The organism is Streptomyces sp. NPDC093064, assembly GCF_044754605.1.
Taxonomy (GTDB): Bacteria; Actinomycetota; Actinomycetes; order Streptomycetales; family Streptomycetaceae; genus Streptomyces.
In genome coordinates this window covers 199,196-222,988 of the sequence record NZ_JBIVPK010000003.1, presented here as the reverse complement: position 1 = coordinate 222,988, position 23,793 = coordinate 199,196, and the positions used below count along the sequence as shown (strand labels likewise).

21 protein-coding genes, 1 pseudogene and 1 riboswitch are annotated in these 23,793 nt (G+C 71.0%); of the genes and pseudogenes, 11 read left to right on the top strand and 11 right to left on the bottom strand.

All coding sequences use genetic code 11. The features are described 5' to 3' along the window. Positions 1–183 precede the first annotated feature (183 nt). Positions 184–409: riboswitch (cobalamin riboswitch) on the bottom strand. Positions 410–498: 89 nt separating this feature from the next. Together ACIQFZ_RS05755 and ACIQFZ_RS05750 are read left to right on the top strand one after the other, a co-directional pair. Next, positions 499–1,626 (top strand): methyltransferase domain-containing protein, encoded by a 1,128-nt coding sequence (locus tag ACIQFZ_RS05755; protein WP_383055676.1) that lies wholly within the window; start codon positions 499–501, stop codon positions 1,624–1,626. 528 nt (positions 1,627–2,154) lie between these two features. After that, positions 2,155–2,380: pseudogene (locus ACIQFZ_RS05750) on the top strand (e9imm peptide). 89 nt (positions 2,381–2,469) lie between these two features. Here ACIQFZ_RS05750 and ACIQFZ_RS05745 read toward each other — a convergent pair. Both ACIQFZ_RS05745 and ACIQFZ_RS05740 read right to left on the bottom strand, forming a co-directional pair. Next, complete coding sequence (locus ACIQFZ_RS05745) at positions 2,470–2,703, bottom strand: DUF397 domain-containing protein (RefSeq protein WP_402690693.1); 234 nt, start codon at positions 2,701–2,703, stop codon at positions 2,470–2,472. After that, positions 2,704–3,549, bottom strand: a complete 846-nt coding sequence (locus ACIQFZ_RS05740) for a helix-turn-helix domain-containing protein (RefSeq protein WP_402690692.1) — start codon at positions 3,547–3,549, stop codon at positions 2,704–2,706. A 216-nt stretch (positions 3,550–3,765) separates the two neighbouring features. Here ACIQFZ_RS05740 and ACIQFZ_RS05735 point away from each other — a divergent pair, with 216 nt between their 5' ends. Then, positions 3,766–4,395, top strand: a complete 630-nt coding sequence (locus ACIQFZ_RS05735; RefSeq protein WP_402690691.1) for an ATP-binding protein — start codon at positions 3,766–3,768, stop codon at positions 4,393–4,395. Positions 4,396–4,486: 91 nt separating this feature from the next. On the opposite strand, the gene ACIQFZ_RS05730 is transcribed toward ACIQFZ_RS05735, so the two are convergent. Further along, entirely contained in the window at positions 4,487–7,630 is a 3,144-nt protein-coding gene (locus tag ACIQFZ_RS05730) for a DUF3427 domain-containing protein (protein WP_402690690.1), read from the bottom strand. Positions 7,631–7,930: 300 nt separating this feature from the next. Between ACIQFZ_RS05730 and ACIQFZ_RS05725 the strand changes: the two genes are divergently transcribed. After that, entirely contained in the window at positions 7,931–8,569 is a 639-nt protein-coding gene (locus tag ACIQFZ_RS05725; RefSeq protein ID WP_402690689.1) for a hypothetical protein, read from the top strand. A 51-nt stretch (positions 8,570–8,620) separates the two neighbouring features. Here the strand turns inward: ACIQFZ_RS05725 and ACIQFZ_RS05720 are convergent, their stop codons facing one another. The 3 genes from ACIQFZ_RS05720 to ACIQFZ_RS05710 all read right to left on the bottom strand — a co-directional run bounded on the left by ACIQFZ_RS05720 (position 8,621) and on the right by ACIQFZ_RS05710 (position 12,429). After that, positions 8,621–10,288, bottom strand: a complete 1,668-nt coding sequence (locus ACIQFZ_RS05720; protein WP_402690688.1) for a serine/threonine-protein kinase — start codon at positions 10,286–10,288, stop codon at positions 8,621–8,623. Positions 10,289–10,366: 78 nt separating this feature from the next. Further along, entirely contained in the window at positions 10,367–11,173 is an 807-nt protein-coding gene (locus ACIQFZ_RS05715; RefSeq protein ID WP_402690687.1) for an aminoglycoside adenylyltransferase domain-containing protein, read from the bottom strand. A 56-nt stretch (positions 11,174–11,229) separates the two neighbouring features. Next, entirely contained in the window at positions 11,230–12,429 is a 1,200-nt protein-coding gene (locus ACIQFZ_RS05710; protein ID WP_402690686.1) for a nuclear transport factor 2 family protein, read from the bottom strand. A gap of 95 nt (positions 12,430–12,524) precedes the next feature. On the opposite strand from ACIQFZ_RS05710, the gene ACIQFZ_RS05705 reads away from it, so the two are divergent. After that, positions 12,525–13,466, top strand: coding sequence for a LysR family transcriptional regulator (locus tag ACIQFZ_RS05705; protein ID WP_402690685.1), 942 nt, complete (start codon positions 12,525–12,527; stop codon positions 13,464–13,466). Between the two features lie 40 nt (positions 13,467–13,506). Here ACIQFZ_RS05705 and ACIQFZ_RS05700 read toward each other — a convergent pair whose 3' ends face one another. After that, the gene (locus tag ACIQFZ_RS05700; protein ID WP_365420814.1) at positions 13,507–14,556 is read right to left on the bottom strand and encodes an SEC-C domain-containing protein; all 1,050 of its coding nucleotides are present in this window, start codon (positions 14,554–14,556) and stop codon (positions 13,507–13,509) included. 136 nt (positions 14,557–14,692) lie between these two features. After that, the gene (locus ACIQFZ_RS05695; protein WP_402690684.1) at positions 14,693–16,105 is read right to left on the bottom strand and encodes an MFS transporter; all 1,413 of its coding nucleotides are present in this window, start codon (positions 16,103–16,105) and stop codon (positions 14,693–14,695) included. A 135-nt stretch (positions 16,106–16,240) separates the two neighbouring features. Here ACIQFZ_RS05695 and ACIQFZ_RS05690 point away from each other — a divergent pair, with 135 nt between their 5' ends. The 4 genes from ACIQFZ_RS05690 to ACIQFZ_RS05675 all read left to right on the top strand — a co-directional run bounded on the left by ACIQFZ_RS05690 (position 16,241) and on the right by ACIQFZ_RS05675 (position 19,077). Further along, on the top strand, positions 16,241–16,768 hold the full coding sequence (locus ACIQFZ_RS05690) for a helix-turn-helix domain-containing protein (RefSeq protein WP_225078576.1): 528 nt from the start codon (positions 16,241–16,243) through the stop codon (positions 16,766–16,768). Positions 16,769–16,896: 128 nt separating this feature from the next. Next, positions 16,897–17,235, top strand: a complete 339-nt coding sequence (locus ACIQFZ_RS05685) for a DUF6412 domain-containing protein (RefSeq protein WP_384085383.1) — start codon at positions 16,897–16,899, stop codon at positions 17,233–17,235. A 105-nt stretch (positions 17,236–17,340) separates the two neighbouring features. Then, positions 17,341–18,036, top strand: a complete 696-nt coding sequence (locus ACIQFZ_RS05680; RefSeq protein WP_365420805.1) for a YidC/Oxa1 family membrane protein insertase — start codon at positions 17,341–17,343, stop codon at positions 18,034–18,036. 168 nt (positions 18,037–18,204) lie between these two features. Beyond that, positions 18,205–19,077, top strand: coding sequence for a fumarylacetoacetate hydrolase family protein (locus ACIQFZ_RS05675; protein ID WP_365420802.1), 873 nt, complete (start codon positions 18,205–18,207; stop codon positions 19,075–19,077). 159 nt (positions 19,078–19,236) lie between these two features. Here ACIQFZ_RS05675 and ACIQFZ_RS05670 read toward each other — a convergent pair whose 3' ends face one another. The 3 genes from ACIQFZ_RS05670 to ACIQFZ_RS05660 all read right to left on the bottom strand — a co-directional run bounded on the left by ACIQFZ_RS05670 (position 19,237) and on the right by ACIQFZ_RS05660 (position 21,891). Continuing rightward, on the bottom strand, positions 19,237–20,139 hold the full coding sequence (locus tag ACIQFZ_RS05670) for an LLM class F420-dependent oxidoreductase (RefSeq protein WP_402690683.1): 903 nt from the start codon (positions 20,137–20,139) through the stop codon (positions 19,237–19,239). 193 nt (positions 20,140–20,332) lie between these two features. After that, positions 20,333–20,824 (bottom strand): heme-degrading domain-containing protein, encoded by a 492-nt coding sequence (locus tag ACIQFZ_RS05665; RefSeq protein ID WP_402690682.1) that lies wholly within the window; start codon positions 20,822–20,824, stop codon positions 20,333–20,335. Then, entirely contained in the window at positions 20,821–21,891 is a 1,071-nt protein-coding gene (locus ACIQFZ_RS05660) for a Gfo/Idh/MocA family oxidoreductase (protein ID WP_402690681.1), read from the bottom strand. The genes ACIQFZ_RS05665 and ACIQFZ_RS05660 overlap by 4 nt, the downstream gene beginning before the upstream one ends. 56 nt (positions 21,892–21,947) lie before the next feature. Here ACIQFZ_RS05660 and ACIQFZ_RS05655 point away from each other — a divergent pair, with 56 nt between their 5' ends. After that, on the top strand, positions 21,948–23,465 hold the full coding sequence (locus tag ACIQFZ_RS05655) for an ROK family protein (RefSeq protein ID WP_402690680.1): 1,518 nt from the start codon (positions 21,948–21,950) through the stop codon (positions 23,463–23,465). A 31-nt stretch (positions 23,466–23,496) separates the two neighbouring features. Beyond that, on the top strand, positions 23,497–23,757 hold the full coding sequence (locus ACIQFZ_RS05650) for a hypothetical protein (RefSeq protein WP_402690679.1): 261 nt from the start codon (positions 23,497–23,499) through the stop codon (positions 23,755–23,757). Positions 23,758–23,793 lie beyond the last annotated feature (36 nt).

Sequence of the window (23,793 nt, the reverse complement as noted above, 5' to 3'; positions counted from 1 at the left end):
CGGGCTTGTCGGCCGCGGGCGCACCCGTACAGGCGCCGAGCGCACCGACGAGCAGGAGCGCGGCAGCGGCGAGGCCGGGGCGTGGGGAACGTGCGGGGCGTGTGAAACGTGCGGCGTGTATGGAACGTACAGATCGAAACGGACGCAGGGGACCGCTGGGCACGATGCTCTCCAAAACCCTCGTGGAACATGTCGCGCCGTGACCGGTCTCCTGGCTTCCGCGTCAACGCTCCGAGGCCGACCTTCCCAGGTGGCTCGTTCCCGATCCACCCAGTGGCCCTGACCGCTCCGGGAGCCGTCAGCGAGGGCCGCGGAACTCCGCGGCTACAGTGGCGAGGGCCGCACCGGCTTCCGACCGGTTTCCCGTACACCACGGCAGCCATACGCTACCAAGCCGCTGGTGACGCAACCGCGAGAGTGTCCCGTAGGAGAGCACCGCCATGCGCAACGCACGGTACCGGGAGCGAAGCGCTTGACCCTCACGTGGCGTCAGGCCGCATGGTCGGTGGCGTGGAAGAGCACCTGACCGTGGGACGTGTGGCCGAGTTGGCCGACGTGACCGTCCGCACGCTGCATCACTACGACGAGATCGGCCTCGTGCAGCCGTCCGCGCGGACCTCGGCCGGGTACCGGGCCTACTCGGCGGGCGACGTGGAGCGACTGCGGGAGGTGCTCGCCTACCGGAGGCTGGGCTTCGGACTGCGCGAGATCGCGGATCTGGTCGACGACCCGGCCACCGACGCGGTCGCGCACCTGCACCGGCTGCGCGGCCTGCTGCTGGAACAGCGCGACCACGCTGCCGCCATGGTGACGGCCATCGACACGGAACTGGAGGCACGGGCCATGGGGATCAGGACGCCACCGGAGGAACAACTGAAAGTGTTCGGCGCGCAGTTGTACGAAGTCATCGGGTCCGCGTACCCGGCGACGCGGCGTACCGAGCTGCGGATCGCCGCGAGGATCTGGGATGCGCTCGGGGACGCACGGACGGTACTGAACGTCGGGGCCGGCACCGGCTCCTACGAGCCCCCCGACCGTGAGGTGATCGCGGTGGAACCGTCGGCGGTCATGCGGGCACAGCGTCCCGCGGGCGCGGCGCCGTGTGTGGCCGCCAGTGCGGAAAGCCTTCCGTTCGAGGACCAGTCCTTCGACGCCGCGATGGCGGTCAGCACCGTTCATCACTGGCCGGACCCGGTCGCCGGGCTGCGCGAGATGCGGCGCGTGGCCCGCCGGGTGGTGGTGTTCACGTACGACGCGAGTGCCACCGGCTGGGGTGAGCGGTTCTGGCTCACCCGCGACTACCTGCCTGAATTCGCCGACCTGCTCGCCGACTGGCCTCCGCTGGCCGACCTGACCCGCGCGATCGGGGGCCGCGCGGAGCCGTTGCTCATCCCGTGGGACTGCGCTGACGGCTTCTTCGAGGCCTACTGGCGCCGGCCCGAGGCATACCTGGACGAACATGTGCGCCGCGCGGTGTCGGTATGGACCAGAGTCGGGCCGGAGGCCGAGCAGCGGGCGGTCAACAAGCTCCGCGACGACCTCTCCTCAGGCCGGTGGGCCGAGCGCAACCGCGACCTCGTCGCCCTCGACGCGGCAGAACTCGGCCTGCGCCTGCTCGTAGCCTGAACCGGCCGGTCCAGCCCAGCAGCGGCATCAGAGCACCCCCGGAGCGCGCTACGTCCACGTCGGTACGGCGGGCCGCCGCCGCGCTGGTCATCCGGCTCCGCACATGATCGACCGGACAGCTCGCGGCAAGATCCCCCAAGCGCCGAGTCTCTACTGCTGCTCGATGCTGATTGCGGCGGTGTTCCCGGCGGTGTCCATGCTGAGCGCGACCTTGCCGAGTCCGAGGTTTTCGACCTGCATGCCGTCCTTGTCGAGCATGGCGGGCAGCTTGGTCTGGATCCAGGTGCGGACCTTGGCGTTGTCGATGCCGTCGAGGTTGGCGGCCGTGACGCAGTGCGGGCCTCGGCGTCCCAGCGGTAGAGCATGGTGGTCAGGTCAGGATGGCGGGTGCGCTTCACGGTGGCGAGGGTGCCGAACTGCTGCTCGCCGAGCAGGGTTGGGGAGAGCGCCTCGCCGGACAGGGGCGCGATGTGCGGGATCAAGGCCGATCACGCTTCTCATTGAGGATGACGTCGGAGGAGGGGCCCAATGGGTGCAGGGGAGATGAGCCGGGCTCAGGCCGTCGCGCTCGTGCAGCGGATCATCGACGCGGATTACGCCTCCGAAGAGGAGATGGACAACTGGCTGGACATGCTCGACAGGACCCTGGCATGTCCAACTGGGCACGTCAGTGACCTGATCTTCTGGCCGCCGGAGCGAGAACTCTCGGCCGACGAGGTGGTGGGCCTTGGTGTATCGGCCGATAGCCCTGTGACACGGCACTGCGCGAGACGACAGACGTGGCTCCCGCCACTTGGCGCGGGCGTCGAGGCGCTGCGGTAACCAGGTGCGCGATTCGCTCTCTCAGAGCGTCGAAAAGCCGTGTCCGTAGGCAAGTCGGGTACAGCGTGCACCAGCGACGAAGCCCGTCCAGGCTTCCGCCGACATGGTGAGGTGCGCCTGCTCGGGTCGCTTGGAGTCCCGCACGAGTACGCCGGACGGGGTGAAGGCGGCTTCTAGGCACTCGGTCGTGTTGCCGCCGCTGTACGACGACTTGAACCAGACGAGTTCGGAGGCGGGCCGGGGACTGACAGACATTCACAACTCCTTGCGGGCACGATGGATCACGGCGGAGGAAGCCTCCATGTCCAACGCTTGTGCGCGGAGGTACTCGAACGCAAGTCTGTATCGCTCTAGTTCCTCATCCTTTTCCAGGAAGAGCGAGCCGGCGTGGAAGTCGACGTACACCACGTCGAGGGCTGACTCGGTGCCGCCGAGGATCACAAAGCTGCCGAGTGCGGCGGAGTGGGCGCCCTTGGAGAACGGCAGCACCTGAAGCGTGATGTGAGGGGACTCGTTCGCCTCCAGGAGGCGGCCGAGCTGCTCCTTCGTGGTCTCGGGAGAACCGACGACCCGGCGGATGACGGACTCGTCGAGGATCGCCCACAGGCGAGGAGGCTTCGGCCGGTTGAGGATCTCTTGGCGTTTCATACGGATGTCCACCAGCCGTTCGATCTCGGACGGCTGCAGTGGAATCTCGTTGGCCTTCTGCAGGGCAGTGCTGTAGGCGCGCGTCTGGAGAAGCCCCGGAACGTAGACGCACGAGAAGTGGTCCTCGCGTACGGCCTCGTCCTCCAGAGTGAGCAGCAGGTTCATGCTCTCCGGGATGGAGTCGGCGAAGGAACTCCACCAGCCCTGCTGCTTGGCGTCCTTGGCCAGCCTGACCACAGCCTCCCGTTCGGAGTCGGAGGCTTCGTACTCGCGGCACAGCGCGTCTACGACGATCCACTTGACCGGACCCGCCTGGGTCTCATACCGGCTGACCGTCGCCTTCGAGACGCCGACCAGTTGGCCGGCCTCCTCCAGGGTCATCCCTTTACGGGCCCGCAACTTGCGCAGCGTTGCACCTAGTTGGCGGCGGCGTGTGGTGGTCCTCACGGACATGGGACTCCTCTGTGGGTACCCCTGGGCAGCGGCTCGGAGCCTCAACAGGCTAGGCAGCGCGGTAGCCAGCCCACCACGGGATTCACTCGATAGATTCCCGTGAGAAGTTACATAGTGAGAGTTCTCTATGCCATCCTCGCTACAGATCGCTACGCAATGCAGCCGAACGGACACGGTGGGCGCAGCATGCGCGTGGCATGGGAGGGAGGAATGCTCATGCCTGGTACCAGTGCCAGGGACGGTCAGCACCGCTGTGTCCTGCCTTTTGAAGCGCTGCCGGCTGAGGTCCGGCTGCTACGCAAGGCTGCTACTTCGCAGTTGGACCAGTGGGGCGTGCCAACAGCGGGTGAGGAGACTGCGCTAGTCGTCACGGAACTGGCCACGAACGTCATCAAGCACGTGGGAGAGGGGGCGTCGGCGACCCTGATCCTTGAGTGGAGCCGCGAGCGGCTGCGGGTCGAGATGCACGACAAGAGCCGTGTACTGCCATCCGTGCACCACGCCGACTGTGATGCGGAGTGCGGTCGCGGCCTGCATATGGTCACTGCCATGGCGGTGAACTGGGGGACCGTCGTCACGGCGCTCGGTAAGGCGGTGTGGTGTGACATCGCGTTGGGCGCCGAATCCGACTGCCGACGCGTGGAGCGTGCCGTCGAAGCGCTTGAGCGTTACCAGGGGAGCAGTGAAGCCGCCCCGGAAGGACGGCAGCGCGCGGCGGCCCTGGAGGAGTTGGCGATCGAGCTGATCGCGGACTTGCTGCACTGGACGTCGGCGCGCGGCCTGGACCCGGATGACGTGTTGGACCGGGCCCAGATGCACTATGAGGCCGAGGCGAAGGTTGCCTAGGGACCTGCCTGTGCTCGCGTTGCACGATTCCGGCGCCGGCGCCGACCAGTTCGGCGCCGCACACCCCCATGACGAACCTGGTCGATGTGGATCAGCTCGCCCGGGCCGAGTACGTCCACACGTCAGCCGGGAGGTCGCGCTCCAGGTGCCAGGTGATGGCCATCGGCTTGCTCCCGGTGTGGGTCTGGTAGGTCGCTGGGCCGAGGAGCATCCACGGCTGGGACTTGCCTATGTCGGTGTTCTTGTAACGCCGTACGAATAGCAGGACGTGACTGCCGCGCTGGGCATGTTGCCGGTAGCGCATGCCGGTAGGAGAGTTCGCGGCCGTCGAGTTCTGCGATTCCCAGTGGAAGAGTTCCGGGCTCAGCGCGTAGTCCCTGTATCGGATGGTGGGTGAGAAGTCCTTCTCGTTCTTCTCCAAGGTGATGAGCAAGGCGTCCGTCTGAAGGTCCTCGACCCACTGCACGCCCTGCGCGAAGGACCGTGGCATCTGACCGCCGAAGCGTGCCACACCGAGTGCCGCGAGGATCTCGGACCGGTTGTAGGCGCTGTGGACCTTCAACGGGACGTGGCTGAGGGGGCCGGACAGAGGCAGGGGGAAGTGGTCGGCCTGTTCGATCACGTGGGAGAGCAGTTGCCTGAGCTCGTCACGGAACGCCGGCTGAGAGCGGAGGGATTCCAGGCCTGCCTGGAAGCTGGTGAAGCCGCCCGCGTTGTCCCAGAGGTTGAAGAACAACATACGGGCGTAGGACTGATCGCTGGGGCTCAGGTCCTCGTACGGCGGGACGTTGTCCTCGAGGAGACGAATGTAGGCCTGGGCGCGCTCGGGGTCGTCAACGTGCAGGAACGCGTGGACGCGCTTGAGTAGAGCGGCCTCTCCTGCCGGGGCGGTTTCGTCGATCAGGCCGGCACGGCGCAATACCGTCGTCCACGAGTTGTCGCTCTTGTAGAGCTCCTTGATCTCCCGGCGACTCTCCCGAAGATAGTCGGCGAGGCGTGGCGTGCTGTAGGCCTGGACCTCCTTCACCAACGTCTGGACTGAGGCGTTCACTTGGGCACGGATGTTGTCGAGGATGAGGTCCTTGGACTTGCCCTCCAGGATGATCTGGCAGCCGGATGGCAGTTGTGGGAAGTCGTGCTCGATGTGGTCGACGAGCCGGTTCCGCGAGAGGTTGGTCAGTGCCCGGAACTGCTCCTCGAAGCGGAACTCCGCCCGATGCTGTCCGATGAAGTCGAGAACCGTGAGTACCGGTTTCGTCTCGGTACGCCTAAGCCCCCGGCCCAGTTGCTGGAGGAAGATCGTGGCGCTGTTGGTGGGGCGGAGGAGAAGCAGGGTGTCGACGTCGGGGATGTCGAGTCCCTCGTTGAACAGGTCGACGGAGAAGATCACCTGGAGCTTGCGGTCGCGTAGATCGCGCAGTGCTTGGGCGCGCACATCCGCGGGCGAGTCGCTGTCGAGCGCGACGGCCTGGAAGCCTGCCTTGCGGAAGAAGTCGGCCATGAAACGGGCGTGCGCCTTGCTCACGCAGAAGCCCAGCGCCCGCATGGTTCCGGGGTTGGAGACCTTGTCGCGGATCTGCTTCACCACGATCCGGGCGCGTGCGTCATTGCCTGTGAAGAGGTTGTCGAGCTCCTGATCGGTGTATGTGCCCTTCTGCCAGCCCAGGTGCCTCAGATCCGTGCCGTCCGGGATGCCGAAGTAGTGGAAGGGGCAGAGCAGGTCGTTCTCCAGAGCCTCCCACAGGCGCATTTCAGCGGCGATGCGTCCTTCGAAGAACTCGTCCTGGACGTTGCGCCCGTCCATCCGCTCGGGGGTCGCCGTCAGACCCAGTAGCTCCTTCGGCGCGAAGTGGTCGATCACCCGGCGGTACGTGGTCGCGGTGGCGTGGTGGAACTCGTCGATGACGATGACGTCGAAGTGATCGGAGGCCAGTTGCTCCAGCCGCCGCACATTGAGCGACTGGACGCTTGCGAAGACGTGGTTCCACTCACGCGGGTCCTGTCCCGCGTGCAGCAGCTCTCCGAACGAGGCGTCGTCGAGGACTTCCCGGTATGTGCGCAGGGATTGGTTGAGGATCTCCTTGCGGTGCGCCACGAACAGGAGCCTCGGTCGTTCGTTGTCGGACTTGCACATGCTGCGGTAGTCGAGGGCGGCCATCACGGTCTTCCCCGTGCCGGTGGCGGCTACCAGCAGGTTGTCGTGACGCCCGCGGATCTCCCGCTCGACGCGGAGCCGCTCCAACATGTCCCGCTGGTGTGGGAAGGCGCGTACCTGAAGGCCGGAAAGGTTGATCTTCAGATCGGTGGTGGAACTGGTGCCGCTCGCCTGGGCCAGCGCTCCGTCGAGGCGTTCACCGTGCAGGTCTGGGTAGTAGGTCTCGAAGGCGCTGTCGTTCCAGTACGCCTCGAAGGTCGCCTCGAACTTGTCCAGTACGGCGGGGGTGGCGACGGACGACAGCCGTACGTTCCACTCCAAGCCGTCGAGCAGTGCGGCCCTGGACAGGTTCGAGCTGCCGACGTAGGCGGTGTCGAAGCCCGTCTTGCGCCGGAACAGCCAGGCTTTGGCGTGCAGGCGGGTGGAGCGGACCTCGTAGTTGACCTTGACGGTCGCGCCGAAGTCCCGCACCAGCCGATCGAGTGCGTGACGGTCGGTGGCCCCCATGTACGTGGTCGTGATGACCCGAATCTCCACGCCGCGCTCCTTGGCGGCGCGAAGAGCGTCCTCCAGGACCCGGATGCCGTACCACTTCACGAACGCGCAGAGCAGGTCGATACGGTCCGCGGTCGCGAGCTCGGCCCGCAGCTCGGCACCCAGGCTGAGGTCCTCCGGCGAGTTCGTGAGCAACGAGGCCTCGGACAGCGGCGTGAGGGGGCGGATTGCGTAGGCGCCCGGCGCCTCCTGCTCGGCGAGGGCGAGCAACTGGCGGGGGCCCTCGACGACCGTGCTTATGGGCTCGGTGTCGGTCTGGCCGGTTGTCCCGGTGGCCAGAGATTCCAGGACCTTGTTGACGAAGGGGACTCGCTGATCGGAGGGAAGCCGGCTGAGCGTGCGGGCGACCACCTCACCGACGTGCCGGGCCAGAACGTGAGGCGAGGACTCCTTGCTGACCTCGGCGTCGATGGCCTTCCACCCCATGGCCTCGAGCTGCCCCAGCTCGTCGTGCACGTCCTGGGTGATCAGCCGTTCGTACACGCCGGCGACCGGCTGGCCCGCACCCTGAGATTCCGTCACCAAGCCCCCCTCGATCACGTATCAGTGGCTCTGTTGTAACAGGGACCACTGACAATCGAAGAACCTGGATGCACCAAATGCGCCCCAGCCGTCCGTTCTGAGGGGCAGGCGACGGGTGCGGCGCTGTTGGTCTGGTTCTCCAGTTGTCGGCGCTGACTGAATCCGGTCCGTCCCGGCCTTCCGGCCGACGGACGGCCTCACTGGTTGCGGCGGCAGTCGCTGATCGACAAGGCTTGTCGATGTTGACGAGAACATGGCGGCACGGTCGGCGACTGCCATGGCCGTGTGAGGGACGGGGCGCTGGTGAGTGACCGGCATGTGCGGAAGATGTTGCGGCAGATGGCGAGCGGGGAGCCCGTTCACGTCTCCCCCGCCATGGGGTCGATGAAGAAGTTCACCCGACTCGCCTTCATCGCTGAGCAGTTCGGATACGAGTACGCGGACATATGGCAGGGCGGCGGGCTGGATGGCAACCAATACGTGATGCTGATCGTGCCCGACCCAAGTCCGCAGGCCCGCGCGCGGGCCGCGCAGAACCGGGCGCTGTACCCGGACGCGAGCGACGGGGGCCCGCTGCCGCCCCTCGTGCCGGACGCGGTCGAGCTCCTCAAGGCCCGCATCACGTTCGACATCACCGCCAAGTTCACTGACAAGCAACGGGTGGTGCTCGCGGCTGTCGGTGCCATTCCGTTGGCCCTGCCCGTCGGCTTCTGGATCGGCGAGGGCGCCACTGCCGTTGTCCTTGCCGGCGTCGTCTGGGCCGCGGTGATGGCCCTCGTGCCCGTGGGACTCGCCGTCAACCGGCACTACAGGGCCAAGTACACCGCCCTCCTGCAAGCTGCCGGGTACACAGCGGTGACCGACCCGAACGGGCGGCTGCGGTATGTGCCGCCGGACGGGCAGCTTCCCGGGCACGGCAATCCGTTCGCCGCAGGGACGTAGCGCGTGCGGTGCCGGGCGCGCCCGCCGCCGAGCCGTAGGGTGCCGGCCTGGCTAGGTCGCCGGCCAGACTGTCATGTCCGCCATCACGAAGCCGATCTCCGGCAGCGCGGTCGACTTCACATCGATCAAGAACAGCGCGATGTCTCCAGAGGGGTGCTTGACGCAGATCTCGCTGCCGGCCGCCGTTGCGGCCAGCGGGATGCGGCGATGGCCGCCGCGGCGGCTGTCGGCACCGGCGAGGAGGTCACGGCAGTCCTCGAAGGAGACCCCGGGATCGCCGTACCACAGGACCATCGTGCTGGTGTCGCTTTCCAGCTCGCAGCCCGCTTCCTTGCAGTCGAAGCGGATGTCTCCTTTGCGGTCCTTGCGCGGGGCGGCCTTTTTGAGGTCCAGTGAGTTCTCGCGGTCCAGCCACTGGCCGGGGTACGGGACGGCTTGCGGCGGCTTGGGTGTGGTGGAGGAGGGGAGCGACGCCTCTGGTGTCCGGCCACCAGCCTCGGAGGCCGGCGTGGCTGCCGATGAGGACGCCGAGGACTGCGCGGACGCTTTCGGAGAGGGCGTCGAGGACGCGGCCGCACTCCAGTCGCGGAGCCCGTTCACCGCGTTCATGGCCGTCCAGGTCAGGCCGGTCAGCAGCAACGCACCCGCCGCCACGGAGGCGGTCGCGATCAAGGCGACGCGGCGTCTGCGGGTGCGTCGTTCTTCCGGGTTGAGAGGCATCGGCGGCCGCGGCCATGCGGGCTGTGGGGCCGGGACGGTCGACTGCGGCCAGCCGACCGAAGGCAGCGTGTAGCCCTGGGTGGGGTTGGGGACCGGGGGTGGGACCGTCACCTTCGGTCCCGCTATCTCCCGCCAGACGGCCGGCCCGCCGCCTGCGTCGGCGTCCCCGCCCAGCCGCTGCCGGCACCACTCGACGAGCTCCGCCGGGGTGACCCGCTCCTCCGGATCGGTGGCCAGGCACCGGGCGAGCAGCGGACGGAGCTGCTCGGGCAGGAGGGAGAGGTCGGGTTCGTCGTTCACGATCCGGTACAGCACGCTGACCGCGGGGCCGTCCCCGTACAGCGGCTCGCCCAGGGCCGCGAACGCCGCCGTCTGGCCGAGCGCGAAGACGTCGGTCGCCGGCGTGAGCTCGCCCGCGGACGCCTGTTCGGGAGCCATGAACGACGGTGTGCCGATGGCGGCGCCCGTGGTGGTGTGCGAGGTGACGTCCGAGGCCAGCGAGATGCCGAAGTCGATCACGCGCGGGCCGTCGGCGGCCAGCAGCACGTTCGACGGCTTCAGGTCCCGGTGCACGATGCCCGCGTCGTGGATGGCCTGCAGCGCCTCGGCCACCCCCGCCATCAGCCACAGCACGGCCGGAACCGGCAGCGGTCCACGCCGTGCGACGGCCTCGGTCAGGGAGGGGCCGGGTACGTACAGCGTGGCCAGCCAGGGCGGTACGCCGTCCGCGTCGGCGTCGATCAGCTCGGCGGTGTACGCGCCCCGGACCCGCCGGGCGGCGGCAATCTCCCGGCGGAACCGTCGCCGGAAGGCCGGGTTGTCGGCCAGTTCCGGCCGGACCACCTTGATCGCCACAGGACGGCCGCCCTGCGTGTGCGACAGGTAGACCCGGCCCATGCCACCCGCGCCGAGCCGGGCGGCGAGGCGGTAACCGGCCACCAGGGGAGGGTCGTCCGGCTGCAGTGGCTGGAACACCTCGGTCGCACCCGCATTGTTCATCGGTCTTCGTCCCCCTGATCCCCCGGTCGCCTGATCCCCGGATCCCCAGATCCGGTGAGTCGACCAACAAGCAGCACCCTAGAGCGTGTTGAGGAGGTCGTGATCAGGTGGCCTGCGGCCTCGGCGGGGCCTGAGACGGTCGATCTCGGCAAGCACCGTCTCCACGTGCGGGCGTACCCGGGCCTTCAGCTCCAGGCTCCAGTGCTCCTCGGAGTACCGGCAGTTGAGATACAACGCCCTGGCGTGCTCCAGGACAGGGCGTTGCTCCGGGGGAAGCCGGGCGAGAGTCCAGTCGGCCGCCTGGTCCTTCGACCTGATCTCACCGGTGGCGAGCGTCGTCCAGACGCGTGCCAGGGTCAGCACGACGTTGCGGGTGTCACTGTCCAGGTCGTCGAGCAGGCCGGGGATGCCCGCCACGCTGGACCTGGCCAGGTCCCCGGACGGCACGTGGTCCAGGACCTCGGCCGGGGGCGGGCCGGTCAGCGGGTGGTTGCCGGCCAGCACCATCGTGAGGAGAAGGGCCAGGTCCGGCATCGACTCCGGCCGAGGCGGCCCGCTCGCCTCGAACTCGTCGCGCAGCCACTCGCCGTAGAGGAAGTCGGCGGTCGGTGGGTATCGCCAAGGGCGGACCTCCGACTGAACGGTGACCGTGAGCTCGACCGGACGGGCCTCGCCGGTGGAGCCGGAACCGGAGATGCGCGACAGCCCGTGGAGAAGAGCCCGTCGTTCCCGGCCGTTCATGCTGCGCTGAGAGACGACCAGGACGTCCACGTCGCTGGCCGGTCTGAGACCGCCGAGCACGCAGGAGCCGTGAAGGTAGGTTCCGATGGCGGTGCGCCCCAGCACGTCATCGACCAGCCCTGCGATCTCCCGAATCTGGTCCATCGCGGCAGCATGCCCCCCGGCCCGTGCGGACGCACCCTCATTTCTGGGAGTTCGTGCTACGGCCTCAGTGTCCGAGAACGCTCCCCACCGCTGGTCACTGTCCGGTGGTACGCCTTGTTGGCGATACGCCACCTGCCGTCAGCCCGCATCAGCAGGAAGACGTCCGTGAAGGTGTCCGTGCCGTGCCGGAGGGTCATGGACGCGGTGGCGACGGTGCCGTGGACGTCGATGGTGTCGATGCGGCGGGTGCGGGTCGGTTCGTCCGTGGCCGGGCGGCCGGGGAAGAGCGCGCAGTACTCGTCCAGGCGCCACGACACGAATGCGCCGTCCCGGATGCCCTCGATGTGGGCGGTGAGCAGGAACGCGTCTCGGAAGTGGGTGGGGTCGCCGGTGGCGTGGCCGCGGATGTAGGAGTGCAGCGGTTCGAGCACGGCCTCGTCCACGGCGGGAACCGTGGCGGCTACGGCGATGTCGGCCTCCGGATCGGCAGGGGTGGCGGCCAGATCGGCCGCGTTGCGCAGGGGGCTGTTCGACGCCGTGGCCAGCAGCGCCATGTCCTTACCCAGTGCGCCGATCGTGAACTCAGCTGGGGCCGGGGTCGACTCGTCAGCAAGGAGGAAGGTCCGCTTGCGACCGACGAGCCCGCCGAGCTGGCCGAGTTCGAGGACGTCCAGTACCTGGGCACGGGGCAGGTCCAGGGCGTCGGCCTGCCGGAGTGAGTCGCGCAGTGCGAGGACGGCGCCGGCGAGGCTGCTGTTGGCGACCAGCTTGAGCGACGCGGCGGTGGCCGCGCCGTCGACGGGCCACACGGTGCCGAGCGCTCGGAGTACCGGTCGGACCCGGTCGAGCGCGTCCCGGCCGCCGGCGGCGAGGATCCGCAGGGTGCCCGCGGCTACGGCCGGTACGGAGCCGAGTACGGGCGCGTGGACGTAGGACGGGCCGAGTTGCCGGGCCAGGGTCGAGGCCTCGGCGGGGGCGATGGTGCTCGTGTTCAGCACGATCGTGTCCGGTCGCAGTGAGGGGCGGATGCGGTCGACGACCTGCCGGCAGGCCCGGCCGTCGAACAGTGCCAGGACTGTGATGTCCGCCTTCGTCACGGCGTCGTTCGGCTCGCGGGTCGTCTCGACGGCGCCCGCGACGTGACGACCGGACCGTGTCCAGCCGACGACGTCCCAGTCCTGGTCGGCGAGTCGGGTCGCGATCGCGGCGCCCATGCGGCCCAGTCCGAGCACGGCGACGGTGTGCGGTGTGGTCATGCGTCCGAGCGTGGGGCACCGGGAGGGCTGCGACAAGCGCAGATATGGAAGGGCTGCTCTGCGGGATCCGCATATCAGCGGCATACTTGCGGGCCATGGCGCTCACTTCATGGCGGACCTTCGTGACGGTGTGCCGGCTCGGCTCGTTGTCGGCGGCGGCCGACGAACTCGGCTACACGCAGTCGGCCGTCTCCCGGCAGATCGCCGGGCTGGAGCGCGAGCTCGGGGTGCCACTGGTGGAGCGGCATGCGCGTGGTGCGCGTCCGACGCCTGCCGGAGAGGTGTTCCGCCGTCACGCAGCGGCCGCGCTCACCGAGGCCGACCGGGCGGTTCGTGCCGTGCGGGACCTGCGTGACGGTGCGCTGGGCCGGCCAATGGCCGTCGGTGCGACGCCGTCCCTGGCCGCCGGGATCGTGCCCGTGGCGATACGCCGCCTGCTGGACACGGCCGGACCCGTCCGGTGGAGCCTGTCGCCCGGACTGAGCCTGGAGCTGTACGACCGTGTGGTCTCGGGCGACCTGGACGTCGGCGTGGTCACCGACGCGCCACCGGGGCTGCCCAACGACCCGCGTCTCGAACGACGGTTCCTGGGGATGGACGAGATGGTCGTCGTGCTGCCCGTCCACCACCCGCTGGCCGGGGGCGCCCCGGTGCGCATTCAGGCGCTGGCCGACCAGACCTGGGTGGAGGACAACGAGGGCTCGGCGGCGCTGCTCCGCCAGCATGCCGCCCGCGCCGGGGTGACCGCCCGCATCGACCTCGCCGCGGCCGATCTGCCCGGCAAGTTGGCGCTGGTCGCTACCGGCCACGCCATCGCGCTGATACCCGGGGTGCTGGCCGGCGCGCTGCGGACCGATGTCACCGCGGTGGCCCTCGTGGATCCCCCGACCCGCGGCATCTACACGATCACTCCACGCCGCGACCCGCACCCTTGCTCCGCGCCTCTGCTCGACCAGCTCGTGACAGCCTTCAACGCGGGGCGTCTCGCCCAAGCCGCGCACCGGCCGGCTGGGACGGACGCCCACGACCGGGACTGAATCCGCCCGCTTCCGGCCCGCTGAGACGCTTCCGGCCCGCTCAGACGGTTCCGGCGGGTTCGGCCGGTTCGGCGGGTTTGGCCACCCCATGGCACTCCCCGTACGCCTGCCTCGACCCGCACCAGCACAGCGCCCCCCGCTGCGGTGGCCAGGTGACCGCGCGGCCCCGGGCCGCCAGGGTCGTCGCGTACTGGGGCAGCAGGGCCGGGTCGGACGGGGAGGCGGCCTCCGAGGCGGCGAAGGCCTCGTAGGAGGGGACCGTGCCTGTGACGATGCCCAGGTTGGGGGTGCCGGAGGAGGACAGTTCGCGCAGGGACGCCTCTATCGTCGCCAAGTGGGTCTCGTGGGAGGGGTATTCGGACGTGAGGCCGGCGTAGGCCGTGAGGAGTTCGGACAGTTCTTCCGCCGGCCAGTGCAGGACCGCCACCGGGAAGGGGCGGGAGAGGGCCGCGCGGTAGGCGCCGAGTTCGGCACGGAGGCGGGTGATCTCCGCTTGCAGTTCGGCCGGGTTCTCCGAGCCGAGGGACCAGACGCGTTTCGGGTCGTGGAGTTCGTCCAGGGGGACCGGGGAGGCGTGGAGTGTGTCGGCCAGCATGTCCCAGTCGTCGTGGACGGTACCCAGCATGCGGCGGACGCGGTGGCGGCCGAAGAGGAGGGGGTGGGTGGCGTGCGGGGGCTCCTGGGCTTCCGCGAGAAGCAGTTCCACGCCCTGGGTGAACGTCTCGTGCGCTGCTTCGAGTTCGTCGTGGGCCTCCAGGGACTCCGCGACGATCACCCAGGGGGCCGGGTCGCGGGGCGCCGTGGCACGGACGCCCTCGATGATCGCTCTCGCCTCCGCCTCGTGGCCGTACTCCCACAGGTTGGCGGCCTTGAGTGCCCGGACCAGGTGGGGGCTCTCCAGGTCGGCGGGGGAGGACAGCAGCCGGTCGTAGAGGGTCGTCGCGGCGGGGCGGTCGCCGGACAGTTCCCGGTGGGCCGCGGCCTGGAGGAGGAGGGCCTCGGCGTCCTCGGGGTACAGATCGGCGGTCCGCTCGAGGCGGTCCGCTTCGGTGGCGTGGTCGGCGTCTTCGGCGGGCGTGGCGGGGCGCATGGGGGACACCGTACTGCCGGACACTGACAAACGTGAGGTATCTGCAGGCCAGGGGGCCCAGGGGATCCAAGGGACCTCGCCCCAGGGCCCAGCCCACGTCCGTGCGCCCCGCACCCTCACCCCCGCTCCGGCGTCCTCACCCCCGCTCCCGCGACACCCCCACGCTCACCGCGCCCACCAGCGCCAGTCCCGCCGACACCACCATCGCCACGTCGGCGCCCCCTCCCAGGCTGCCCGTCGACGTCGCGAGGGCGATGGTCAGGGCGACTCCGGCGCAGGAGCCGATGTAACGGAGGGTCTGCTGGGCGCCGGAGCCCATCGCCGCGCGGTCCGGCGGGACCGACTCCACCGACAGCAGGGGCAGCGCGGCGTTCAGCAGGCCGCTGCCCACGCCGCTCACCAGCAGGCCCGGCAGCATGCGGAGCCAGGAGCCGGAGCCGATCGCGCCGAGCATCGTGAGGACGCCGGCCGCGTGGAGGACGAAGCCCAGGACCAGTTGCCGGCGCGGCGTCACCCGCCCTGCCAGGCGCTTGGCCTGGAGGGCCACCGTGAAGCCCGTGCCGGACCACAGCAGCAACAGCCAGGCGGTGGTCATCGGTGACATGTTCAGCGTCTGCTGGAGCAGGGCCGGCAGGTAGCTGAAGAGGCCGATCACCGCCAGGCCGGTGAACAGGCCGCCCGCCGAGGAGGCCAGGAAACGGGGGCGGCGCAGCAGGGACAGGTCGATCATCGGTGTGCGGCTACGGCGCTCCAGCAGCGCGAAGACCCCGAGCAGCGCCACGGCCGCCGCGAGCAGCAGTCCCACGGGCGCCCGCAGCCAGCCGTCCCGGCCCAGGGTCACGGCGGCCACCAGGGCCACCAGGGCCAGCCCGAAGGTCAGCGCGCCGAGGACGTCCGGCCGGCCGCCCCTCGGCGCGCGGGACTCCGACAAGGCTCGGGTGCCGAGAGCGGCCGCGACCAGGGCGGCGGCGCCCAGGACGGCGTAGGCCGCCCGCCAGTTCGGCAGGGCGCCCGTGACCAGCGGGCCGACCGCTATGCCGCCGCTCACGAAGGCGCCCCAGACGCCGGTCGCGTGGAGCCGCCCGCGCGGGGTGGGGAAGGCGTGCACGAGCAGGCCCAGGCTGCTGGCCAGCAGGGCCGCGCTGGCCGCGCCCTGGGCGATACGGGCCAGCGTGAACTGCCAGGTCGTCGTCGCCAGGGCGCCCAGAACGGTGGTCAGACCCAGGGTCAGGGTGCCGGCGAGGAAGACGCGGCGGCGTCCGTAGTCGTCGGCCAGGCTGCCGGCGATCAGGAGGAGGGCGGCCAGGCCCAGCGGGGTGCCGTTGAGCAGCCATGCCTGGGCGGAGAGGGGGGTGTGCAGGGCGGCCGCGGTGCCGGGGAGGGTGATGATCGGCGCCGTGTACGTCATCAGGGCCACGGTGGTGGCCGCGCTGGTCACGGCCAGGGTGGCCCGGGGGTGCGGGGGCCCGTCCCGGCGCCTGAGGCGTGGGGCTTCGGTGCGGGTGGTGACCGTTGCGGTGGAGGTCGTGGCGGAGTTCAGCCCGGTCATGGGCCCGTCCTTCCGGGGGCTGGGCGGAGAAGAGGCTCAGGCAGGTTCGGTCATTGAACTGACCTGCTCGTGAACGGTAACACCCTCGGTTCGCTCATTGAACCAAGGCCGCGGAAAGTGGCTACAGTGGACGGCATGGCACTGGGCAAGGACTACGCGACGCAGGAGTGCTCGATCGCCCGCGCGCTGGAGATCATCGGAGAGCGCTGGACGCTGCTGGTCGTCCGCGACGCGCTGTACGGCGTCCGGCGCTACAACGACTTCCTGGTCCACCTCGGCATCCCCCGCGCGGTTCTCGCCGCCCGCCTCCAGACGCTGACGGCGGAGGGGATCCTGGAGAAGCGGCGGTACCAGGACTCGCCACCCCGGTACGAGTACGTCGTCACCGAGCGCGGGATCGCGCTGTGGCCGACCCTGCGGGCGCTCGGCCTGTGGGGGCGCGAGCACTTCACCGAGGTCCGGCTGCGCTACTTCCGGCACGCGGAGTGCGGCACCGAACTCGGGCCGTACGGCGAGTGCCCCTCCTGCGCAACCGTCGTACCGGTCGAGGACGTCCTCATGGAACCGGGACCCGGACTCGATACGGACCCGGCGGATCCGGTCAGCCGGGCACTGCTCAAGCCGAGGCGGCTGCTGCAACCGCTCGAGATCGATCCTGTATAACGGCCTCTACGCCTCTACGCCTCTACGCCGCTATGGTGAGCCGGAGGCCGCCCGCCGTCTGCCGTCCGTCGGCAACCGGCAGCCGGCACCAGAGCACCGCAACGCACGCTCACGGGGAGGGAGTCGACGTGATCCGCAGTCGCGTCGCCACGCGCCCCGCCGCCGTGCCGCTGCTCCTGTCCCTCCTCCTGCCCCTCCTGCTGCTTCCGGTCGTCCTGTTCGACACCGGCGGTCTGTCCGGGACCGTGGCCATCGCGCTCGCCGCGACCGCGGCGGCCGGTTCCGCGCTCGTCGCCTGCGCGGTGCTCGCCTCCCGCTGCGCTCCCGCCGTGCCGCCCACCCGGGTGCGTACGGCCATCCGGGACCGGGACCGCCGTACGGCCTTCCTGCCGCAGCGTGATCCCGACGCCGCGGGCCGGCCGCGGCCCCGGGCGCCCGGGCGCGCCCTTCCGGCGACCACCGTGTAGGGCACCGCACACCTCACCTCGTGACCCTGCGCGGGTCGTCATGCCGTCATCCCCGTACGCCATTCCCGTACGCCTGGCACGACGAGACCCCCGGAGGGCTCACCCATGTCCGTTTTCGCCGGCCTGGTCGAGCGGCTCGCCGACCTGCTCCAGCCGCTGTTCCACGCCTCCGCGGCCGCCGCCGCGATCGTCCTGTTCACCGCGCTCGTACGACTCCTCCTCCACCCCCTGTCCCGGGCCGCCGCGCGCGGGCAGAAGGCGCGAGCCGCGTTGCAGCCGCGGATCGGCGAGCTGCGGAAGAAGTACCGGAAGGACCCCGAGAAGCTGCAAAAAGCCGTGCTGGAGCTGCACGCCGAGGAGAAGGTGTCGCCGCTGTCGGGCTGCCTTCCCAGCCTGCTGCAGATGCCCGCCTTCTTCCTGCTGTACCACCTGTTCTCGACACCGGCCGCGGACGGCGACGGGCTGCTCGGCCACCGACTGCTGGCCGCGCCGCTAGGCGGCCGGTGGGCCGACGCCCTGGCCGGGGACGGCGTGTTCGGGGCGGCCGGGGCGGTGTATCTGGCGCTGTTCGCGGTGGTGGCCGTCATCGCCGCGTTCAACTTCCTGCGGACGAAGAAGTCCCTGGTCACAACCGATATGGCAGGGATGGGCGGCGGCGCCGCGGGCGCGGTCGGCAAGGCCATGCCGTACATGTCCTTCTTCACCCTGGTCACCGTGGCGGTGGTGCCGCTGGCCGCCGCGCTGTACGTGGTGACCAGCACGGCGTGGAGTGCGGTCGAACGGGTCCTGCTGTACCGGTGAGCGCGCGGGCGCGGCCGTCCTCCGCGGCGGGCCTACGGTCCAGTACGTGAACGCGCTCTTGCGGAGTGGAGGTTGACCTTGGACGATCGACCAGTCCTCCGATGGTTGCGTCTGCCGCACCCAGGTCGCCTTCATCGGCCGGGCGCCCGCGATCGAGGGAGTTGACACATGAAATTGCTGCGAGTCGGTACGGCGGGTGCGGAGCGGCCCGCGCTGCTGGACGCGACCGGGGTCCTGCGGGACCTGTCGGGCATCGTCCCGGACATCGACGGAGCTCTGCTCGCCGACGACGCGGCGCTCGGCCGGATCCGTGACGCCGCCGCCGCGGGGGAACTGCCCGCGCTGGACGGGGCCGGGTCGGACGCGGCCGCGTCGCGGATCGGGCCGCCGCTCGCGCGGATCGGCAAGATCGTTTGCATCGGGCTGAACTACCACGACCACGCCCGCGAGACCGGGGCCGAGCCGCCCGCCGAGCCGGTGATCTTCCTCAAGGCGCCGGACACCGTGGTAGGGCCGGACGACACCGTGCTCGTGCCGCGCGGCGCCGCCAAGACCGACTGGGAGGTGGAGCTGGCGGTCGTCATCGGCCGTACGGCCCGCTATCTGGAGTCCCATGAGGAGGCGCTCGCGCACGTCGCCGGGTACGCGGTGGCGCACGACGTCTCCGAGCGGGAGTTCCAGATCGAGCGCGGCGGGACCTGGGACAAGGGCAAGAACTGCGAGACGTTCAACCCGCTCGGGCCCTGGCTGGTCACCGCCGACGAGGTCCCCGACCCGCAGGCGCTGCCGCTGCGCCTGTGGGTCAACGGCGAGCTGAAGCAGAACGGGTCGACCGCCGACCAGATCTTCCCCGTCGCCGAAGTCGTGCGCTACGTCAGCCAGTTCATCACCCTGTACCCCGGTGACGTCATCAACACCGGTACGCCGGCCGGGGTGGCCCTGGGCCGGCCCGAGCCGAAGCCGTACCTGCGGTCCGGGGACGTGGTCGAGCTGGAGATCGAGGGGCTGGGCCGGCAGCGGCAGGAGCTCAAGGACGCGTAGGCGCTCCGCCGGCGGGCCGGGAAGACGTGGGCGGTTTCGGGTCCGCGGCGCCGTCGCGGCTCGCCGTGCCCGCGCGGCGGAGCCGCGCAGTGCCACAGCCCCGCGCCCGCGCGGCGGAGCCGTTTTTGCCACAGCCCCGCGCCCCTTGACCCGGTCCGCTCACGCCAGCAGGGTGGCCAGCCTGCGCCACTCCTCCCGCGGCAGGGCGTCGCGCGGGCCGTCGGCGACCACCTGGAGTGCCACGTGGTCGGCGCCCGCCGCGTGGAACGCCTCGATCCGCTCCCGGATCCGGGACTCCTCACCCCAGGCGAACACCGCGTCGATCAGACGGTCGCTGCCGCCGCCGGCGACGTCGGAGTCGGTGAAACCCAGGCGCAGGAAGTTGTCGGTGTAGTTCGGCAGCTCCAGATAGGGGGCGAGGTACCCGCGGGCCACGGCGCGGGCGCGGGCCGGGTCGGTCTCCAGGACGACCTTGAACTCCGGTGCAAGGAGCGTCGCCTTGCCCAGGATCTCGCGGGCCTGCGCGGTGTGGTCCGGCGTGACCAGGTACGGGATCGCGCCGGCCGCACGGTCCCGGGCGAGCCGCAGCATCCTGGGGCCGAGGGCGGCCAGGACCCGGCGCCCGGCGGGCACGCCGCCCTCGCCGGACCGGTCGAGATCGTCGAGCCGGTCCAGGTAGCCGACCATCGCCGAGTACGGCTTCCGGTACTGCTGCACGCGCGGACCGTGGCTCACTCCGAGGCCGAGCACGAAGCGGCCGGGGTGGGCGGACTCCAGCGCGGTGAACTCCGCCGCGGTCTCGGCGGCGTCCTGCTGCCAGACGCTCTGGATGCTGGTGGCGACGACGATCCGCCCGGTCGCCTCGATCAGCGGGGCGGCGTTGCGGGCGGTGCTGTTGCCGCCCAGCCAGACGGCCCCGTAGCCGAGTTCTTCCAACTCGGCGGCGGCCTCGGCGAGTTCGGTGCGCCGGGCCGCGTTCTCCGAGCGGAGTCCGATGCTCCAGATGCCGTACCGGCCGATGGTCTCCGGCAAGGCGCGCGCGGGGCCTGTGGTGTCGCTCATCGGTTCCGATCCCTCCGGGCGGGGGTTGCTGTGCCTTGATCGTCACGTGTCCGGCACATCCCCACCGGAGGGCGTCCCGGGACGGTCCCCGGCTTCCCCCGAGAGCACTAACCTCGATCTTGCGTGCCCCTTCGAGTCCCCCGCCCGGCTGTTCGAACCGCTGTGGACGGTGGTTGTGGCCGGTGGCTCCCGGCTACGTGTTCAGGAACCGCTCCAGTGCCTCCACCACCATCCGGTGGTCCTCGAGCTGGGGCAGGCCGGAGACCGTCACCGTGCCGATCACGCCCGCGCCGTCGACGTGGAGCGGGAACGAGCCGCCGTGGGCCGCGTACAGGTCCGGGTCCAGGCGGGAGGCGGTCTCGAAGGTCGTGCCCTTGGCGCGGAAGCGGGCGCCGACCAGGTAGGAGGCGCAGCCGTAGCGCTCCACCACGCGGCGTTTGCGGGCGATCCAGGCGTCGTTGTCGGGGGTCGAGCCGGGCAGGGCCGCGTGGAAGAGCTGCTGGCCCGCGCGGTGGATGTCGACGGCGACCGGGGCCCGGCGCTCCCGTGCCAGTTCCACCAGCAGCGAGCCCAGCGCCCAGGCGTCGTCGTACGTGAAGCGGGGGAGGACCAGCCGGCGTTCCTGCGCCTCCAGTTCCTCGATGGTCGGGGTGGTCTCGGGGGTCGGGCGCACGTTGTTCGTCACAGCCGCACCTCCACGCCGTCGCGGGCCGAGCGGCGGGCCGCCTCCAGGACGTCGAGGGCGTCGGCGGCCTCCCGGGCGGTCACCGGGTTCGGGGCGCCGTCGCGGAGGGCGGCGGTCACGGCCGCGTAGTACGCCGGGTAGTCGCCGGGCAGGGTCGGTACGGGGCGGCCGCCGCCGGTCAGCGGGGACTCTCCGGAGCCGATGCGGCCCCACAGGGCGTCGTTCTCGGCGCCCCAGCCCTCGGTGCCCGGGCGCGTGCCTTCCCGCAGCGCGGCCTCCTGCGGGTCCAGGCCGTACTTCACATAGCCCGCCTGAGAGCCCAGCACCCGGAAGCGGGGGCCGAGTTGGGCGGCCGTCGCGGAGACGTGGAGGTGGGAGCGGACGCCGTTGGCGTGCGTGAGCGCGATGAAGGTGTCGTCGTCCGCCTCGGCGCCGGCGCGGCGCACCACCGCCTCGGCGTACACCTGGGTGGCCGGGCCGAACAGCACCAGGGCCTGGTCGACCACGTGGCTGCCGAGGTCGTACAGCAGGCCTCCGATCTCCGCGGGGTCGCCGGACTCGCGCCAGCCGCCCTTCGGCTGCGGACGCCAGCGCTCGAAACGGGACTCGAAGCGCCATACGTCGCCCAGCTCGCCCTCGGCGATCAGCCGGCGCAGGGTGAGGAAGTCGTTGTCCCAGCGGCGGTTCTGGAAGACGGACAGGAGCAGCCCGCGCTCGTCGGCCAGGGCGGCGAGGTCGCGGGCCTCGGCCGCCGTCCCGGCGATCGGCTTGTCCACGACCACCGGGAGGCCCGCCTTCAGGGCGGCTGTGGCGAGCGGGACGTGCGTCTTGTTCGGGGAGGCGAGGACGACCAGGTCCAGCTCGCCGGCGCGGGCGAACAGCTCGTCGGGGCCGGCGGCGAGGCGGACGTCCGGGAACTCCGCGCGGGCCTGTTCCTGCCGCTGCGGGTTCGAGGTGACGACCGTGTCCAGGGTCAGGCCCTCTGTCGTGGCGATCAGCGGGGCGTGGAAGACGGAGCCGGCGAGGCCGTAGCCGACGAGGCCGACGCGGAGGGGGGTGCCAGTCATGGCCCCTACTTTCGCAACGCTGTTGCCGAAGTGCAAGCGCGGGGGACAATGGCGAGGTGAACAGTGGGAAGGGCGGAGCGGACGCGGTGACGGTCTCGGGAGTGACGGGCAGGGGGACGGCGGGCGCGAACCTGCTGGCCCTGCGCAGCCACAACACCGCGCTGGTGCTCGACCTGCTGCGCGGGGCGGGCGCGGCGGGGATCAGCCGGCTGGAACTCGCCGAGCGGACCGGGCTGACCCCGCAGGCGGTCAGCAAGATCACGGCGCGGCTGCGCCGGCAGGGCCTCGCGGCGGAGGCGGGACGGCGGGCGTCCACGGGGGGCAAGCCCCGCACGGTGCTGCGACTGGTGCCGGAGGCGGGGCACGCGGTGGGAGTCCACGTCGACCGGGACGAACTCCGTGTGGTCGTCGTCGACCTGAACGGCACCGCAACCGGCGAACGCCGCCGCCCACTGGACCTCGGCGCGGGCGCGGAATCCGTCGTGGCGACGGTGGCCCACGAGGTGGAAGCGCTGGTGGGGGAGGCGCTGGGGGGTGGGGCGGCTCGTGTCGGCGTGCCCCAGGCCGGGGTGGCCCGGGCTGCCGCGTGGGCCGGGGTGGCCGAGGCTGAGGAGTCAGAGGTTGGCGGGGCTCAGGCGGGGGTCGCGGGGGCTGGGGTGCCGCAGGTCGGGGTGCGCGAGGCTGGAGGGGCCCGGACCGGTGCCGCGCAGGGCGGGCTGCCCAAGGCCGGGGAGTCCGAGGCGGCAGCGGACCGGGCCGGGGCGTCGCAAGCCGGAGTGACCCAGGCCAGAGGGGCCGAGGCCGGAGTGGCCGGGGCCGGAGGGGCCCGGATCGGCGCCGTGCAGGCCGGAGTGACCCAGGCTGAGGCGGCGCAGGCCGAAGGGACCCGGCCCCGGCTTTCCGGTGTCCCGTCGCTCGTCGGGGTCGGGGTGGCCTTGCCCGGGCCGCTTGATCATCGGTGGGGGGTGCTGCATCGGGTGACCGGGTTTCCGGAGTGGGACGGGTTTCCGTTGCGGGACGCGCTCGCGCGGCGGCTCGGGGTGCCCGTCGTGGTCGACAAGGACACGAACGCGGCGGCGCTGGGGCTCGCGGTCGCGGGTGAGGGCCGTTCGTTCGCGTACCTCCACCTCGGTACCGGTCTCGGGGCCGGGCTGGTGATCGGGGGGAGCGTGCACCGGGGGGCGCGGACCGGGGCGGGGGAGTTCGGGCACCAGGTGATCCAGCTGGACGGGCCGTTGTGCGGGTGCGGGGACCGGGGATGTGTCGAGGCACTGTGCCTGGCGGCCGTGGAGCGGGGAGAGGCCGCGGAGGCGGCGCGGGTGCTGGGGGCCGGGGCCGCGAACCTCGTGGGCCTGCTGGACATCGAGTTGGTGCTGCTCGGCGGTCGTACGGTCGCGGCGGCGCCCGAGGTGTTCGTGGCGGGCGTGGCCGAGGTGCTCGCGGCGCGGGCCCGGCGGGAGGGGGCGCCGGGTGACGTGGTGCCGGTCCGGATCGCGCCGGGAGGGGAGCGGGGGGTCGCGGAGGGCGCGGCGCAGTTGCTGCTCGCGCCGATGTTCGGGCGGGGGGACGGCTGACGGGTGCCCGGCGTCGTGCCGCACCCGTCAGGTGAACATCTCCGATGTCGTGGCCGGTGAGGTCGTCGCGACGGCCGCTGTGGTGCAGCGGCACGACAACGGCGAGGACCGGGTCGGCCGGTCCGACGACCGCCCGTTTCGCATCGACACGGATCCCGAAGCCGCCGACACCGCCCCGCGCCCCCGAGGTCGTCCGGCGGCCCCCACGCCCCCGACGGCCGCCTCCCCCCGTGCCGGCGAACTCGCCCGCACGGGCCCGGTCGCCCCGCGCGGAGTGGGCACGGTCGCCTAGTGCTGCGACCGGAAAGGTTCACCGGCTCGCGACGCC

Bases quoted from the DNA above. Each gene is read 5' to 3' on its own strand.
- ACIQFZ_RS05755 (WP_383055676.1), top strand. From the start codon at position 499: ATGGTCGGTGGCGTGGAAGAGCACCTGACCGTGGGACGTGTGGCCGAG.
- ACIQFZ_RS05745 (WP_402690693.1), bottom strand. From the start codon at position 2,703: ATGTCTGTCAGTCCCCGGCCCGCCTCCGAACTCGTCTGGTTCAAGTCG.
- ACIQFZ_RS05740 (WP_402690692.1), bottom strand. From the start codon at position 3,549: ATGTCCGTGAGGACCACCACACGCCGCCGCCAACTAGGTGCAACGCTG.
- ACIQFZ_RS05735 (WP_402690691.1), top strand. From the start codon at position 3,766: ATGCCTGGTACCAGTGCCAGGGACGGTCAGCACCGCTGTGTCCTGCCT.
- ACIQFZ_RS05720 (WP_402690688.1), bottom strand. From the start codon at position 10,288: ATGAACAATGCGGGTGCGACCGAGGTGTTCCAGCCACTGCAGCCGGAC.
- ACIQFZ_RS05715 (WP_402690687.1), bottom strand. From the start codon at position 11,173: ATGGACCAGATTCGGGAGATCGCAGGGCTGGTCGATGACGTGCTGGGG.
- ACIQFZ_RS05710 (WP_402690686.1), bottom strand. From the start codon at position 12,429: ATGACCACACCGCACACCGTCGCCGTGCTCGGACTGGGCCGCATGGGC.
- ACIQFZ_RS05705 (WP_402690685.1), top strand. From the start codon at position 12,525: ATGGCGCTCACTTCATGGCGGACCTTCGTGACGGTGTGCCGGCTCGGC.
- ACIQFZ_RS05700 (WP_365420814.1), bottom strand. From the start codon at position 14,556: ATGCGCCCCGCCACGCCCGCCGAAGACGCCGACCACGCCACCGAAGCG.
- ACIQFZ_RS05695 (WP_402690684.1), bottom strand. From the start codon at position 16,105: ATGACCGGGCTGAACTCCGCCACGACCTCCACCGCAACGGTCACCACC.
- ACIQFZ_RS05690 (WP_225078576.1), top strand. From the start codon at position 16,241: ATGGCACTGGGCAAGGACTACGCGACGCAGGAGTGCTCGATCGCCCGC.
- ACIQFZ_RS05680 (WP_365420805.1), top strand. From the start codon at position 17,341: ATGTCCGTTTTCGCCGGCCTGGTCGAGCGGCTCGCCGACCTGCTCCAG.
- ACIQFZ_RS05675 (WP_365420802.1), top strand. From the start codon at position 18,205: ATGAAATTGCTGCGAGTCGGTACGGCGGGTGCGGAGCGGCCCGCGCTG.
- ACIQFZ_RS05670 (WP_402690683.1), bottom strand. From the start codon at position 20,139: ATGAGCGACACCACAGGCCCCGCGCGCGCCTTGCCGGAGACCATCGGC.
- ACIQFZ_RS05660 (WP_402690681.1), bottom strand. From the start codon at position 21,891: ATGACTGGCACCCCCCTCCGCGTCGGCCTCGTCGGCTACGGCCTCGCC.